The organism is Chitinophagales bacterium (assembly GCA_016787225.1).
Taxonomy (GTDB): Bacteria; Bacteroidota; Bacteroidia; order Chitinophagales; family JADJOU01; genus CHPMRC01.
The window spans coordinates 31,951-47,860 of the sequence record JAEUUY010000029.1 but is presented as its reverse complement, the minus strand read 5'-3'; the positions used below and the strand labels follow the sequence as shown (position 1 = coordinate 47,860).

The 15,910-nt window shown below is 35.5% G+C and carries 12 protein-coding genes; 2 read left to right on the top strand and 10 right to left on the bottom strand.

The features are described from left to right. Window positions 1-93: 93 nt before the first annotated feature. From JNL75_11080 to JNL75_11055, 6 genes are all read right to left on the bottom strand, one after another. Window positions 94-6,162, bottom strand: coding sequence for a hypothetical protein (locus JNL75_11080; GenBank protein ID MBL7790361.1), 6,069 nt, complete (start codon window positions 6,160-6,162; stop codon window positions 94-96). 245 nt (window positions 6,163-6,407) lie between these two features. Further along, the gene (locus tag JNL75_11075; GenBank protein ID MBL7790360.1) at window positions 6,408-6,695 is read right to left on the bottom strand and encodes an antibiotic biosynthesis monooxygenase; all 288 of its coding nucleotides are present in this window, start codon (window positions 6,693-6,695) and stop codon (window positions 6,408-6,410) included. Next, complete coding sequence (locus JNL75_11070) at window positions 6,655-7,467, bottom strand: SAM-dependent chlorinase/fluorinase (protein MBL7790359.1); 813 nt, start codon at window positions 7,465-7,467, stop codon at window positions 6,655-6,657. Before JNL75_11070 ends, JNL75_11075 begins: the two co-directional genes overlap by 41 nt. A 65-nt stretch (window positions 7,468-7,532) precedes the next feature. Continuing rightward, window positions 7,533-9,161, bottom strand: coding sequence for an acyl-CoA carboxylase subunit beta (locus JNL75_11065; protein ID MBL7790358.1), 1,629 nt, complete (start codon window positions 9,159-9,161; stop codon window positions 7,533-7,535). After that, window positions 9,161-9,850: a hypothetical protein gene (locus JNL75_11060; GenBank protein MBL7790357.1), complete on the bottom strand. Its 690-nt coding sequence runs from the start codon at window positions 9,848-9,850 to the stop codon at window positions 9,161-9,163. The genes JNL75_11065 and JNL75_11060 overlap by 1 nt, the downstream gene beginning before the upstream one ends. 2 nt (window positions 9,851-9,852) lie before the next feature. After that, window positions 9,853-10,827: a polyprenyl synthetase family protein gene (locus JNL75_11055; GenBank protein ID MBL7790356.1), complete on the bottom strand. Its 975-nt coding sequence runs from the start codon at window positions 10,825-10,827 to the stop codon at window positions 9,853-9,855. Window positions 10,828-10,957: 130 nt separating this feature from the next. Between JNL75_11055 and JNL75_11050 the strand changes: the two genes are divergently transcribed. Continuing rightward, window positions 10,958-12,295, top strand: coding sequence for an FAD-dependent monooxygenase (locus JNL75_11050; GenBank protein MBL7790355.1), 1,338 nt, complete (start codon window positions 10,958-10,960; stop codon window positions 12,293-12,295). 40 nt (window positions 12,296-12,335) lie between these two features. Next, a complete protein-coding gene (locus JNL75_11045; protein MBL7790354.1) occupies window positions 12,336-13,196 on the top strand; it encodes a helix-hairpin-helix domain-containing protein in 861 nt (286 codons plus the stop codon). 14 nt (window positions 13,197-13,210) lie between these two features. Here the strand turns inward: JNL75_11045 and JNL75_11040 are convergent, their stop codons facing one another. The 4 genes from JNL75_11040 to purQ all read right to left on the bottom strand — a co-directional run bounded on the left by JNL75_11040 (window position 13,211) and on the right by purQ (window position 15,851). Next, window positions 13,211-14,170 (bottom strand): class I SAM-dependent methyltransferase, encoded by a 960-nt coding sequence (locus JNL75_11040; GenBank protein MBL7790353.1) that lies wholly within the window; start codon window positions 14,168-14,170, stop codon window positions 13,211-13,213. Window positions 14,171-14,284: 114 nt separating this feature from the next. After that, window positions 14,285-14,554: a type B 50S ribosomal protein L31 gene (locus JNL75_11035; protein ID MBL7790352.1), complete on the bottom strand. Its 270-nt coding sequence runs from the start codon at window positions 14,552-14,554 to the stop codon at window positions 14,285-14,287. Between the two features lie 120 nt (window positions 14,555-14,674). After that, complete coding sequence (locus tag JNL75_11030) at window positions 14,675-15,148, bottom strand: DinB family protein (GenBank protein ID MBL7790351.1); 474 nt, start codon at window positions 15,146-15,148, stop codon at window positions 14,675-14,677. After that, window positions 15,141-15,851 (bottom strand): phosphoribosylformylglycinamidine synthase subunit PurQ, encoded by a 711-nt coding sequence (purQ, locus tag JNL75_11025; GenBank protein MBL7790350.1) that lies wholly within the window; start codon window positions 15,849-15,851, stop codon window positions 15,141-15,143. Before purQ ends, JNL75_11030 begins: the two co-directional genes overlap by 8 nt. Window positions 15,852-15,910 lie beyond the last annotated feature (59 nt).

Below are 15,910 nucleotides of genomic sequence, written 5' to 3'. Positions count from 1 at the left end.
ACGTTGTGTATCAACAAAAATTGTTAGCATCTAATAGAATTCATTCTTAGCAATAAACATTCTTTCTGCTAGGTTAGAATTAACTAGTAACCACTACTTTATAATCATTTCCTCTCCTTGACTATGACTATTAAACTCTGGGGCATACATGGACTGGAATGTGGTGATACCGTTTGAGAATTTACCTTTGAGATTGGTTTTGAGGTCGTATTCGATGGTGTAGGTACCTTTATAAATCTTATCGATGAAAAAGTTCATAGAAGCATCTCGAGTGGTTTGATAATAACCGAGACCACTGGTCCATTTATAACCACTGATAGCATCGGTAGGCTCCAGTCCTGCACTGCGCATATCTTTCAAATGAAGAAATTCCATTTCTCGCTCTACCATTAAGGTCAGTCGAATTCTAATTTTCGATCCAATAGTAATATTTTCTTTGGTAGCAGCTTCTAGGACTTCGCCCTTTTCCGTATTTTTGACTATAAATATTTTCTTCTGTACTTTTAGTGGGCTCGATTGATTGGTTTTGATATTATTCATTGTTTCTAAATACTGCCAGTAAACCGCTCCCCAGCTTACATTTGCATTTGGGTTGGTGACCTGAATTTTAGAAAAACTGGGTTGAATCTCCTCTTCTTTCCATGTTTTTTTGATATAACCTGTGCCTTGTTCTACTTTATTTATAGTCAAATCGAGCGTTTGATCTCCCAGTTTTATAGTAGGCATATTGGGTAAATCTAAATTGTCATTTTTACCTCCTAATAAGGCATAGATAGCACTGGCTGTTGCTTTGGTGGTCTTCCATCTATTGGTTTGTTTATTTTTCAATAAAAATAATTTGAGATTGTCCTTCTCGGTTTGATTATCGCTCAGGTACTCAAAAACTTCGGTCATCAAGCTATGAGTCTCTATCGGCAATTCATACCAGAAATAACCATAGTCATTATCCCAGTACATTCCTTTCTCTTCATTGACTTTAGCACGCTCTCGGAATGATTTCATCATAGCTGGCGTGGTCGTATTGTCATTTTTCCTATGCCAATGTAGCGCCAACATTCCTTGTTGATAAATGGATTTATTCGTCCAATATTTTTTTCCTTGACCGGTGTAATAGTCGATAACAGTCAGCGTAGCACTAGGAATAGGCTGTGAGAAGAAAGAGCGTGTATATAAATAATGAATAGCAAAAGGATCGAGATGGTCGTCTTTTAAATTGCCTCCACTTTTCAATACCCATTTTTTCATCTCTTCATAATGACGAATAATATAAGCATCAAGAAAGTTTATCCCACGATTTATGATTTCCTTGGCTTTATCATTAGTCTCATAATTTTTGACTCCAAGGAAACTAAGATGCCCCATACCTTCCAGTACATATTGAGTCATATAAGGATTATCAGGTCCTCCAGGAAACCAAGGGAAAGAGCCGGAACTACCCTGACGCATATACAACTTATCAATAGCCGATTTTTCCTCATCAGCCAGTCTTGAGAGGTTGAATAATAAAGAAATATTCTTTCGTTGTTCTTCTTCGCTCTGCGCCCCCAAAACCCATGGTGTCTCTTCTAATAAGGCAGATTTTAATTCTTGATTCTTAGACAAATTGCTCAGCATAGCATCGCTTCCTTTCCACGACTCGAATACCGACTGAATCTTGGGATAGCGCTGCACAATAGTACTAGAAAGCGAATTGGCGAAGTAGCGACTAAATATCTGCTCTGTACATTCATAAGGGTATTCCATGAGATAAGGCAATGACTGAATGGCATACCACACAGGGTTTCCCGTATATTCCAAAGTAAATACTTTAGATTTTAAGGTCGGTGAGGAAATTTTATTCGTCATTTCTTTAAAGTCAAAACTCTTTTGAGTATTGGCTCGGAGGTGAAATGGCATGGTTTCGGTCACTAGCATTCTATCCGTTAAAACAGGTAGGGTATTTTCTTCGCCATCCGAGAAACTGCCTGCCATAGCGAGAACTCGATAGGTCAGGGCAGAAATATTTTCAGGTACATTTAACTTCCATTCTACTGCCTTGGTCTGGCCTGCTTCTATTTCTATATTCAATTGTGGCTGCGATAGCCCGAATTTATCTTCAACAGCTTTATTTGTTTCTGCATTGATTAGTTCTAGTTTTGCCCAACCATTTGTTTTTTTATCGGTCAAATTGGTTACTCTAGCCGTAAAATAAATTTCATCATTTTCTCGCATAAATCGAGGCGCATTCGGCTGTATCATCAAATCCTTTTGAGTTACTACCGATTTTTCAAAAATCCCTACTTGCAAATCTTTCGTGGTAGCTAGTGTCATAAACTTCCACTTGGTCAGGGCTTCATTCATCTTGAATTTTATAATGACATTGCCTTCGGCATCCGTCATAAGATTGGGGAGAAAGAAAACAGTTTCACTGAGATTGGTGCGGACTTTTATGGGGTCAGGTTTTTTAATTTTTGAAATAGGCTTATTCTTTGAAAACGGTTTTTCAGCGTCATATTCTTCACCTTTTTTTTCAATAACATCTGGAACTCCATCTCCATCACTATCACTATGATTTGCTACTGAGCTTCGCTCTGCGGCCAATGGTGCAGCGTCCATAGCTTCCGCTTGAACTGCTTTTGCCATTCGACTCGCTAATTTACCACGTCCGCCTCTATAAACACCTCCGCCGTAGAAGTTATCCTGCCACAATAGACTTGGATATAACTTTCCTTCATATTTATGGTAAGGACTCGGTTTCAGACCATGAAATGACTGCTCGACACCGAGTGACTGAAAACTATGTGACTGTACACTCGAATTTTCTGAAAAAGAAGAATATGGGAAAAATGAGTAAGAGTTAGCTGCAAATATATCGAGCGACTGGTCATACATATTGGCTAAGACTTCTGCCATGACTTTATCGCCGTTCTTCCCTTTGATTTTGATACGCCACTCTTCCTGCTGACCCGGTGCTAATTTATCCCTGAAACTCATATACTCTATATCCAGTTCTTTATTGGTAAATGGAACTGATATATATTCTTTATTGGAGTAGAATCGATTATTCCATATCGTAGTCCACAGGATATAAGCTCCACCTCTATCTTCTTCTCGAATATCGAGTACCAATTTCGCTTGCTTGCCATCCGTCCAGATTTGACTAGGATTCGTATTTTTTCGTATCACCGAATACCATATTCGTTGACCTTCCTGACTGCCCAGAATACCAATAATCGTCTTTTCTCCCGGCTGATAGGAAGATTTTAAATTCTGAATCATTACGGGTTTATTCTTCGCCAATTCTGAATCATCCACTATGGTGAAATATTTATCAATATTTACTTCCTTACCATCATTATCAATTGCACTCATAGTTAATTTATACGAACCCGATTTATACATTTTAGTATCTAAGTTAAGCGGTTCGAGATCCTTAGTATTACTAGCCAGCCTAGTTGCTGCAAATACAACGCTTCCTGTTTTATAGCTTTCTATTCTATCCTCATTTCCATAAGGTGTGGTAGGGAATTTTTTACGGAAATCTACCTCTGAAATAATGGGTAATTCTGGATTTTCCCAGTATCGATTCTGAAAAAGAACGGTTGGGTCTATCAGCTTGGTTATTTTGACATATACACTCTTATCAATCATTTGGCCATTTAGGTTACGAACACTCCACGGTATATTCAAGGCTTCATTTCGAGTGTAAAACTGCTTGACTTCAGCATCGAGTTGAAAATCTACTTTACCTACAGAGATGGTAGTCGCTCCCATTTGCATTTCCCCTGTGACATCGCTCATCTCTATTTTTACCTCATATTGAAATATTGGATTTTTATCCCATGAATTTTCCTTACCCTGCTCTGCGGTGAAGGAAATTTGAAATTTACCATTTTCATCGGTTTTCGTTTCACCATAAGCTATCTGCTTGTCTTCACTCGGCATAGGCATCCACCAGCACCGCCAATATGGGTAGTGAGTAGCTCGACTCACTCGATATTTTATAGTGGCATTCGGCAGATTAGCACCGCTGTATGCCTTGCCTGTCCCAGCTATTTTCACTTCCTGACCCAACTTCACTTGTTGCCTAAAAGTATCAAAAAGCACTTCAAAACTCGGTCGTTTATATTCTTCTATCTTCACTTCCTTACTGGTATTATTATTGACTGTGAGTGTCATGCGACCTAGTAGTCCAGTCTTGGGTGCTGTAAAATCACCATGAAAGGTGCCAAATTCATTGGTCTTGAAATTCTTTTTGGCTATTTCTTGATAATTCCCATCGCGGAAAATAATTTCAATATCCTTATTGGAGAGGATTTTGGGATTTGCTTTATTCGAAGATTGATAGGCTATGCCTTTAAAATAAATCGTCTGACCTGGTCGGTAGATTTCTCTATCCAGAAATAACGGATAGTGGTCTAACACATGTTCTTGGTGATAATTATTATCTTTATAAAAATACTCTTCCTGCAATTCATAGAGAATATCCTTATCCTTTTTTATCACATAGAAAAAGTTATTATTTTGATAATCTTGTAAAGGATGCTGCACCATGCCATTGATATTGGTTTGCAATGAACTGATGAGCTTGGCTTGACGTCGATTCGACCAAAAACTTTGATATAATTTTACTTCTACATTATTTTCTGGCTGACCGTTGTTTCTATTAACCACATAGAGGTTCATATTGGACTGTGCAGGCTCTCTATGATTGAAATAAGCGAGATTGGAAACGGATATTGAAATACCCTGCAGTAAGTTATTCGTGAAATCAAAGCTCTCATCTTTCGAAAAAATAATAGTATAATTACCATTGGCTAAAGGAGGTAAATCTAATTCTGTCGAATGATTGAAATAATCACCTGGATTTTGGAGTTTAAAACTACCTTGAGATACTACAGAACCTTTGAATACTTTCTTAAAGTAATCCTTTTGATCATTGTAGTATTCCTGCAAATTATCGAGGTCTATTGTCTTTGGATATATTCTATAAAAGATGTTATTGATACTCGTATAGTTCAAATGCACTAGAAGTGGTTTATTTGGAAGATATACCTTTTCGCATACCGCAGAGAAATGAACATTCTCCAGAATTCCATTCTTTAAATTCTTCGCTTGTGAGACAATATTTCCATCCGCACATTCTTTGATAATTTGATCACAGACGGCTATAGCTTCTTTATTACGACCCTGATAACTAGTATCTCTAGTATTCGCATAATTTGCACCTTCATTGCGAAGCACATTGGCCAAGGTAAGTAGCGCATAGTAGGATTCACTATGCTGGCGATAGGTTTCATAGATATATTTCAAACTTTGTTTATAAAGCGATTCTTTATCATCATTCTCATAATTATTAAAAACAAAAGCTAAGCGCTGTAGCTCTATATCTATCAATACTGTTGGCTCTTTATCAGCAATGTGCTCATTGAGTAATTTCTGATACAAGCTAAGTGCAGCATACTTCTTAGAACTATTTTCTCGAACAACAATACTTGTCTTTAAGAACTTTGGCAATGTCGAGAAATGTTCTGCACTAGGCTGAAAACTATGAACTGGTTCCGAGATATAATGTCTTTCATTACTAAGCGCTTCTATGGCTCTTCGGGCTAAGAAATCATATAGAGTTTGGCAATATTTGGAATTCGTATTTGATATTAGATTTTTGTATTCCGAGATATTTATCTTATTTGTAGCTTCATCCTTGATGGATTCTAAGTATAATTCTATGGTCTTATTCTCAATATCCTCAATGGTCCATAGGGTCAAATCCTCAGCCCGACTCCCTGTATTTTTTGTTCTATCCTTTATTTTCCAATAATTCTGATCGAGAAATTGGGAATATTTGGATGCTAAGAAACTCCATAAAATACGCTTAGCGCCTCCATTGACTCTTTCTATATTTTTTTCGATAAACTTAATTTCCTTCTGTGTCCGCGAATCATATTCTATCTCTTCGAGCTGTGATGACAGATTTTGTAGATAAAATATCGACTTGGTTATCTGCTCTTGATTATTAGATTGTAAAGATTTTTCGAAAATAATATGTGCCTTTTCATAGGCTGATTTAGGCAATCTCTTTTGCAGCAAGGCATCGACCTCTTGCCATTCTTTGTTATAATCCTGAGCCATTGTTAAATTGGAAAGTCCTAATAAAAGGAGCACGAAAATTGAAAATCTCATAAATGATGGTGTGCATTAGTTTAATTCTAGACTAAGATAGTTTAGATAGATTATAGTTTAATGAAAAAAAAATTAATGGATTAGTAAGACTTTATTTTAGAAAGGTAAAAAGCAATGCAGCTATTAGTTATAAGTCTTACTTTGCAAATTCTAGTGTACTATTTAGGAAATATTGGATCTATATATAAGGTTGTTCAATAAGGGTTATGAATGTCTTCTCTTTAAAAATCAATCCGATGGACTATTTATAGCATCATTTCGTCTACCGACCATGCTTCGGGTTTATCAGCAAACCAGACTTTAACCTGAGACCATACTTGGTTGAAAAGTTCACTATTTCGATAGAATTCCAAACTTTCTGGCTTATCCCAGTGACTATACGTGAAAAAAATATTTTCATTCTGTCTATCATTTAGAAAATCAACTCCCTGACAGCCTGGATAGGAGCGGATTTGATCTTTGTATTGGGTGACTAAGTCTATAAAATCCTGCCTATAATCGGGGCTGAAAGTTAATTTGACGATTCGTATCATTGTCCAGAATTATTTCAAATTTATTATTTTTCCATTTATTGATATTAAACAGTTTAGCCAAATTTCCGCCTATCATAAATAACTCTAAAAATCCTGTAGGATTGAACAAAGCTCCTATGCGATTCTGATTATAAGTAGTGGCATAGTTTGGAGACAATTGAAATATTTTGGAGCTGATAAAGGCGATATAAAAAGCCCGATTATCCAAATGTTGATAAAAAATTTCCTTTTGTACATTCAAAACCACATTGCCTACAGAATCCGTATGAATAACTCTGGTAATAATTTTATCGTCCAAAAGATGCAAATCAGTATTAAAAGGACGGGTCTGCACAAATTGATTCGTTTCTATTGCATCTCTAGGTATTTTATCTTCTAGCAAACTTTTTACTGTTTGAATCCATAATGACCAACCATCACTTCCATCATGGCTATTTTCGAGAAGAAAGACCTTAGCATTATAATCTATAAAATGTATTAATGATAACAATCCATTATTAGGAGCTAGAATGTATTGTTTGCCTATTTTTGCTATGAGTAGCTGTGAATTCTGAACAGCATATTTGTTATAAACAATATGAATCGCATCATCTGGAAATGTGTTCAATGCACCTAGAATTTGATATGCTATACTTTCTATATCATAGATTTCCTGATGATGAAAGAGATCTATAATTGGATTCTGAGGAAACTGACTAACAAACTTTGCTTTAAACTCTGCTAAGGAAAAATTATTATAACCTAAATCAGAAGTCAAAGTTATGAGAGACAAGGCAATTATATATTTTAAGTTATAGACTACTGGTTTGGTTAACTAGAATATGAATTCAATATTAATCAGGTTTGTATAGCTCCTAAAATATACTGATCAGGAATAGGAGCATGGTTGGCTGCTTCAATTCCTATGGAAACTACCTTTCTTGTTTCAGCAGGATCGATAATACCATCTGTCCATAGTCTAGCGGCAGCATAATAAGGGGTTGTTGTTCTATTGTATTGTTCTGTTATTTTCTCTAATAATTCTTTGTTCTTTTTTTCATCTATGTCCTCACCTTTTTTCTTTAAAGCTGCTACTTGTATTTGCAGCAAGGTATTCGCAGCCTGAGAACCTCCCATAACGGCCATTTTTCCTGTAGGCCATGAATAAATCAGTCTCGGGTCATAGGCTTTTCCGCACATAGCATAGTTACCTGCACCATAACTATTCCCAACAATAAAAGTAAATTTAGGTACAATTGAATTTGCCATAGCATTCACTAGTTTAGCACCATCTTTAATAATACCTCCATGTTCACTTCGTGAACCAACCATAAAACCTGTGACATCCTGCAAAAAGACTAGTGGAATTCTTTTTTGATTACAATTCATAATGAATCTAGCAGCTTTGTCTGCACTATCGCTATAAATAACCCCTCCGAACTGCATCTCTCCTTTTTTGCTTTTTACCACTTGTCTCTGATTGGCTACTATACCCACAGACCAGCCATCAATCCGAGCATAAGCGCAGACAATAGACTGACCATATAATCCTTTGTATTCATCAAATTCACCCTTGTCTACGATAGCTTTGATAAGTTCTCTAGTATCATAGGGTTTGGAATTATCCTCAGAAATGAGTTTATAGATATCATCCGCAGAGCCAAGCGGAGGTTGGGATTCTATTCGATCAAAACCTGTACAGGCCCTATGTCCCAATTTATCGACCAAATTTCTAATTTTTTGTAGGCAAGCTTGATCATTTTCCATTTTGTAGTCCGTTACACCGCTAATCTCACAATGAGTAGTTGCTCCACCTAAGGTTTCATTATCGATATCTTCACCAATGGCAGCTTTTACCAAGTAAGAACCCGCGAGAAAAATACTACCTGTTTTATCTACAATGAGCGATTCATCACTCATAATGGGGAGATAAGCACCTCCAGCTACACAGCTGCCCATAACGGCTGCTATTTGAGGGATACCCATAGCGCTCATCTTGGCATTGTTTCGAAACATGCGTCCGAAATGTTCTTTATCTGGAAAAATTTCATCCTGCATAGGAAGAAATACACCTGCACTGTCTACAAGATAAATAATGGGAATTCTATTCTCCATAGCTATTTCTTGAGCACGAAGATTTTTCTTAGCCGTAATAGGAAACCAAGCTCCAGCTTTGACCGTAGCGTCATTCGCTACTACGACAACTAATCTTTTCGACACATAGCCCATAACTACTACTACACCACCTGATGGACAACCACCCACTTCGTCATACATTTCATATCCCGCAAATTCGGCAATTTCTATAGAGTGGGCACCATTGTCAAGCAATGCCTGTATGCGTTCACGAGCTGTCAGCTTCCCTTGTTCATGTTGCTTTTCTATCGCTTTTTCACCACCCCCTAGATGAATCTTATTTCTCAATCGTTTTAACTGAGAAATCTTTAATTGCATACCATCGATGTTCTTATTCGCTTCTAGATTCATTAGTAATGTGTTATTTCTTTAGAATATTGAAAACTTAACTTAGAATGATTGTAAATTTTTTCATAATAAACTCTGTAAATTAAAAATACAGCGACATAGGCTCCCAGAATATCAATTGTATAATGTACATGCTGCACGAGAAGCAATATAGCTAAGGCTATAGAGCCAATAAGATAGCATATTCTTATCAACCTATTTGGCATGGCAAAATAAGCGCAAAAAACAGTGACCATATGTCCACTAAAAAATAAATCCTTTGTAATTTTAATACCTTCGTAGGTGCTAGAAGATAAAATAGGATCAGAAAATTCCTGATATAATAATGGAGGTTCCAAATTAATAAAACTCAAAAGAATAAATCGTATTAATAGACATGTAGCATAGAAAATAAAAAAACACACTAACATTCTTGGATAGGCTAACAAATACAGATAATTGAAAAAAATAATTGTATAAAGCAGAACGAAAATGTATACCGAAACATCCGCTGGTTTGAAAAAATCTAGCAAGACATCATAAAGTTGAATACCTGGAATCGTTTCATACACTACAAGATATTTCTTGAATAAAAAAGAAACGAAAAGAAAATAAACTATACAAAAAAATAACTCAATAAAATTTCCTCTCTTGGACAGAAATTTTTTCCAGTTAAACTTAAAATCAGAAAACCAATAGTCTATCGCTTCCATAATTATTTAATCCTATCGACAGCTTTTTGAGCAAAGCTAATTAAATAATTTTTATCAGACTCGGATATAGATGTTTCCTGAATAAAACTTAAAGCCTGCTGATAATAAGAATCTCTTTTTTTTACAACATAATCTTTAGCCCCTGAATCTTTAAAAATCTGGGTTATTTCTTCTACTTTAAATTGATTAAAATCAGTGGTTTGCGACCATTGCAGTAAAAGTTCTCTATGTGTTTTATGAGCATTTTGTAGCGCAAATATATAGAGCAAGGTCTTTTTATTATTACAGATATCGCCACCAATTCTTTTACCAACAGCTGCGCTCTCTCCGAAAGTATCTAAAAGGTCATCCTGAATTTGAAAAGCCATACCAATATTCAAACCGAACTGGTAAAATGCTTTCTGATCTGCTTCAGAAGCATCCGCTAGAATAGCCCCTATCTGCATACTTGTAGCCAATAAAACAGCTGTTTTATGCTCTATCATCATAAGGTATTCCGGCTCTAAAACATTGAATTCTGATTCAAAATTCATATCTAACTGCTGCCCAATACATATTTCCATAGCCGTTTTGTTATAAAGGCTATAGACTTTTAAAAAGTGTTCTTTGTTTTTAATATTCTCTAGTAACTTATAACTAAGGATAAGCAAGGCATCCCCAGAAAGTATAGCACTATTTTCTCCATATTTTTTATGCACAGTTGGGAATCCTCTGCGAGTATCAGACTTATCCATAATATCGTCATGCATCAAAGAGAAATTATGGAATAATTCAATAGCTAAAGCAGCGTAGAAATCGTCTTTATTGAGATTTTCAAAGCAAAGCTTAGATGCAAGAAGCATAACAGGTCGGACTCTTTTTGCTTCTAAATTGACAATATAATGATAAGGCTCATATAGTTCCTTAGGAGCAATCTTAGGCAAATCAGAAGCTATAAATTCTTCAAACTTCGTTTTTAAATCTTTAAATTTTTCCATTCTTACTAGATGCTAAAATTATATGAAATGACCTATCTGAGCCATTTTTTTACATTCGTTGACAAATGTGATGGACATCACGTATATTATCGAATAAAGATTATTATATTTGCCTAAATACATAAAAATCATGAGTCAGAAAAATGCAACGATTATCGGAGGTGGTTTAGTGGGTTCTTTACAGGCATGTTATCTTCAAAAAAGAGGTTATAAGGTCGATGTATATGAAAGCCGAGGTGACATGCGCAAAGTTGGTTATATCGGTGGGAGAAGTATCAATTTGGCGCTGAGTACAAGAGGTTGGACAGCTTTAGAGAAAATAGGGCTGGCAGAAGAAATAAATAAGATAGCGATACCTATGTATGGTCGAACTATTCATGGTATTGACGGCTCTATTAACTATCAACCCTACGGTAAAAAAAACCAAGCCATATATTCGGTATCGAGAGGTGAACTCAATCAGCGTATGGTAGAACTAGCGGATTCATTTCCTGAAGTTGATTTTCATTTTGATCATTTCTGTAAAAATGTGGATTTTAAATCCAATGAAATCACCTTTACAAATACGATAAATAATCAAGATATAAAGTTAAATACTGATTTTATTCTCGGCACTGATGGTGCATTTTCTAGAGTGAGACTCGCTATGCAAGCTCTTCCTAGATTTCAATACTCTCAATATTATATAGACTATGGATATAAAGAATTATTTATTCCATCAGGACCTGATGGTGAATTTTTATTGGATAAGAATTCACTTCATATATGGCCTAGAGGGAAGTTTATGCTTATAGCATTACCCAATATGGATGGAAGTTTTACGTGTACCCTTTTCGTTCCATTTGAAGGCGAAGCAGCCTTTGATGATTTAAAAGACGAAAACCAAGTCAAGGCCTATTTTGACAAATACTTTCCTGATGCAGTAAAACTAATGCCTTCACTTATTGAAGATTTCTTTAGAAATCCAACTTCTGCCCTTGTAACAGTTAGATGCTATCCATGGCATCATGAAAATGCAGTATTAATGGGCGATGCAGCGCATGCCGTAGTTCCATTCTTCGGTCAGGGTATGAATTGTGGTTTTGAAGATGTGAGAATCTTTGATGAATTGATGGATAAATTCGAGAATAAAGAAGAATTGTTTAGTGAATATTCTAAGATACGTAAAGAAAACGGAGATGCTATTGCACAAATGGCATTAGATAATTTTATAGAGATGAGCCATAAAGTGGGCATTCCTGAGTTTCTCGAAATGAAACACATAGAACATGAAATCATGGAAAACTCTTATTACAATTATACATCTATGTATCAATATGTTTCATTTTCAAATGAGCCATATTCCTACGCCTATCAGATAGGTAAAAAGCAATATGCAATGCTGGAAGCCATGTCTAAAGATAAAGATATTTATCAAAAAATAAAAGACAATAATATACAAGATTATTTTGATAAATTCTTAGTCTAGTTTTTATACATTTGCCCTTGAATCGAAAACACTGGGGCTTATGAATACTGAGAACTTAAAAAAACTCGTTCATGAATTGACTGATCTTATCTCAATAGAGAGAAAAGTCGTTTTCATTTTTATTTTTACTGCGGCATTGATAAAACTAATTTTCTGGGGATTAGAAATACACTATTTGTCAGAAAGTCAAGATTTGGTATTTACTCGCATTGATTCGAACAAAAAAATAGAAGCTGAGCGAAAGATAATTACAAATTTTAAAGGCAATTTGTTTGCATTTGATCCAGCTACAGTTAGCTATGAAGAACTCATTGAGTTGGGATTTAGTGACAAGGTAGCTCATATTTTAATAAACTACCGAACAAAAGGCGGTCAGTTTCGTGATAAATCAGATGTGAAGAAAATTTATGGAGTTACTCCAGAACTATACGCTAGAATTGAACCCTATATAGAAATAAGTCAAAGAGCAAATACTGGTTTTAAACATGAGTTTGCTAAGAAAGCGACTACCACATCATCTATTGACATTAATCTTGCTACCAAAGCAGAATGGAAGTCATTACCGGGTATTGGTGATTACCTTAGTCAAAAAATTGTAGAAAAAAGAAATGGACTAGGTGCTTTTGTAGATATAGAACAAATAGGTGAAATATACAAGTTTCCAGATTCTACTTTCCAAAAAATAAGACCTTTCCTTACCATAACCAAAGGTACAATCAAAAAAATCAATATTAACACAGCCAATGAAAGCGAACTGCGCCAGCACCCTTATATACTGCGATGGCAGGCTGACGACATACTTAAAAACAGACCCTTGTATGGATTAGATGATTTATATGAACTTAAAACCTATCGTGATAAGACTAAGAATAAGTTCGTAGGAGTATACTTTGAGTTTTGAGATTTATAATAATTTTATTTTTTCCTTATATAAAATGAGCCAGGCTCTCGGTTCTCATCCATAATAGGGCATACTTTTTTCAATTCATAAAAATAAAAGTGCTTTAAATAATTTAATGCTCCAATAATCTCCCATTCGCTATTATTAGAGAGAAATACTTCGAGCATATATTGTTCTCCAAATAATCTCACTTCCTCTAGTATCCATGATTCAGGGTAGTCAAATGGTGTAAATATGTCGTGAAAATGAACAATAACTCCACTTTTCAATCTTGGTAAAATATGCAGAAAATAGGTAATAACATCTCCTTGGGGTCTTATGACATGTGAACTATCTATAAATAAAATATCTCCAGATTCTAAGGTGTCAAATAGACTAAGGTCTAACAATTCAAGTCGCTCACGATATACCTTTTGTCCTAGATTCTCTAACCATGGTCTCTCAAATGGTTCAATACAAATATGTTCACAATGGAAATCTGGGTTCTCTTTCTTATTCTTCTGAATAGCTAGTTGAGTCAAATGTGTGCTATATCCGCAACCAACCTCAATAACTCGTTTCGGCTTGCATCTGCGAATCATACTATACCAGTATTCTGCATCACCTGAACCAAATGAAGCATTATTATAATAAAAACCTTCATTAGCAGTCTTTGGGATGTCTGTAACTTCATGTTTATAATCCAATTCATCTAACCACTGTAACTGAAATTCCGCATTCCAGTCAATATAAAGAGACCTTGGTTCACTTGAAGATTTATGCAAATACTTTTTTTGGAATAATGGGTCATAATAATGGTCAATAATTGGAAAAACTCCAAGTCTAACAAAAAGATTTCTTGTATTTGGAAAATTCTCTATTCGTTGATTGCGCAACCACCAAAGCCATTTACCTGCCAGCCAGCTTATCGGCAGCATAAATACATCAAGAAATGACCGTACTCGTTTTTTAATTTGTTCTTTTAGACTTTGCATACTGATTATGAAGTATTTAATCAAGACCCAAAATAGATTTTTTTATTTTCCTATAGGCAAAAAAAACTCCACCTCATATGGGTGGAGTTTGTATTTATAATAGAAGAAGATTTATTAAGATGCTTTCTTGGTCGTCAATTTCTTATCAAATTTCTTCTGGAACTTATCTATTCTACCAGCGGTATCGACAAATTTCATTTTACCTGTAAAAAATGGGTGTGACATATTCGAGATTTCAATAGGAATCATCGGATACTCGTTGCCATCTTCCCACTTAATAGTACCTTTGGATGGTGCACAAGATTTTGTGATAAATGAATAATCACACGAGAAGTCTTTAAATACGACTGTTCTATAATTTTCAGGGTGAATACCTTGTTTCATTTTTATACTGAGTTTATGAATTATTTTTTTTCGGAGTGCAAATATAGGGATTAATTAATAATTAGGAACGAATAATTGATAATTAAACAATGACTTATTGACTATCAATAATTTAGCAAACTATACAAATTTTCTCAAACTCATTACTATGCCCATATGCAGGGCTTCATGCACCTGATTGAAGCGAACGATGTCTTCAAAAGTTTTGAGTTCGAAATGGTAGCTCGTGGTATAAGGTTTTGGCAGATTTTCTGGAAAAATGCCTGGCTGAACATCCATGGCAATACACTCCAGCTGAGCTATTAGATTTCGTTTTAACTCATTTACCATAGCCTCATCCACCATAGAGGAAGGCTTAGTACCTTTGCGGTATTGGTCGATAAAATCGGCATCTAGTTTGGGGGTGAGACCATTCAATGAATAATATAAAATATCCATAGTGGCTACTATGTGTGCAATATTCCATATTACATTGTTATTAAATCCTATCGGAATTGCATTCAATTCAGCTATCGATGAGGACTCGAGAATAGCGAGGAAATTTTTTCTCGTTTGCAGGGCAAGAGGCAAACTATCTTGAAAGATATTAACCATTTGCAGTTTGAGCAAGCTTGGTTAAGCCTTGGAGCAGTAGAAGTCCATCCGTATTGCCAAGTTGAGCCTCAGCAGCACGCTCTGGGTGTGGCATCATGCCAAAAACATTTCCAGTTTTATTCATAATACCAGCAATACTATCCAGCGAACCATTAAAATTGGTTTCATCATTGACATTTCCCATTGCATCGCAGTATTGGAATAAGATTTGATTATTTCGCTTTAATTCTGACAAGGTTGCCTCATCACAGTGGTATCTCCCTTCGGCATGAGCTACAGGAATGCTCAATACTTGATTGACAGTTAATAGTTGGGTATATTGACTTGAGTTTTGAGTTACTTTGATAAATTGATTGCTACAATGAAATTTTTGATTTTTATTTCTCAATAAAACACCTGGTAAAAGTCCTGATTCGCATAGGATTTGAAAACCATTGCAAATCCCCAAAACACGCCCACCATTATTGGCAAATTTTATCACCTCTTCCATTATCGGTGAAAAACGAGCAATAGCGCCTGTTCGCAAATAATCTCCAAAGGAGAAACCTCCCGGCAGCACGATACAATCCTCCTTTGTAAATGCTGACAAATCGGTGTCCTTGTGCCAAAGGGTAAAGACTTCCTTACCTAGCACTTGACCACAAACATGGATCATATCTCTATCACAATTACTTCCCGGGAAAACGACTACTCCAAATTTCATTTTTGAATTTTAAAAGTACAAAGATAAGGATTTGCAGCCAAGAACTTGTGCTGATTTTT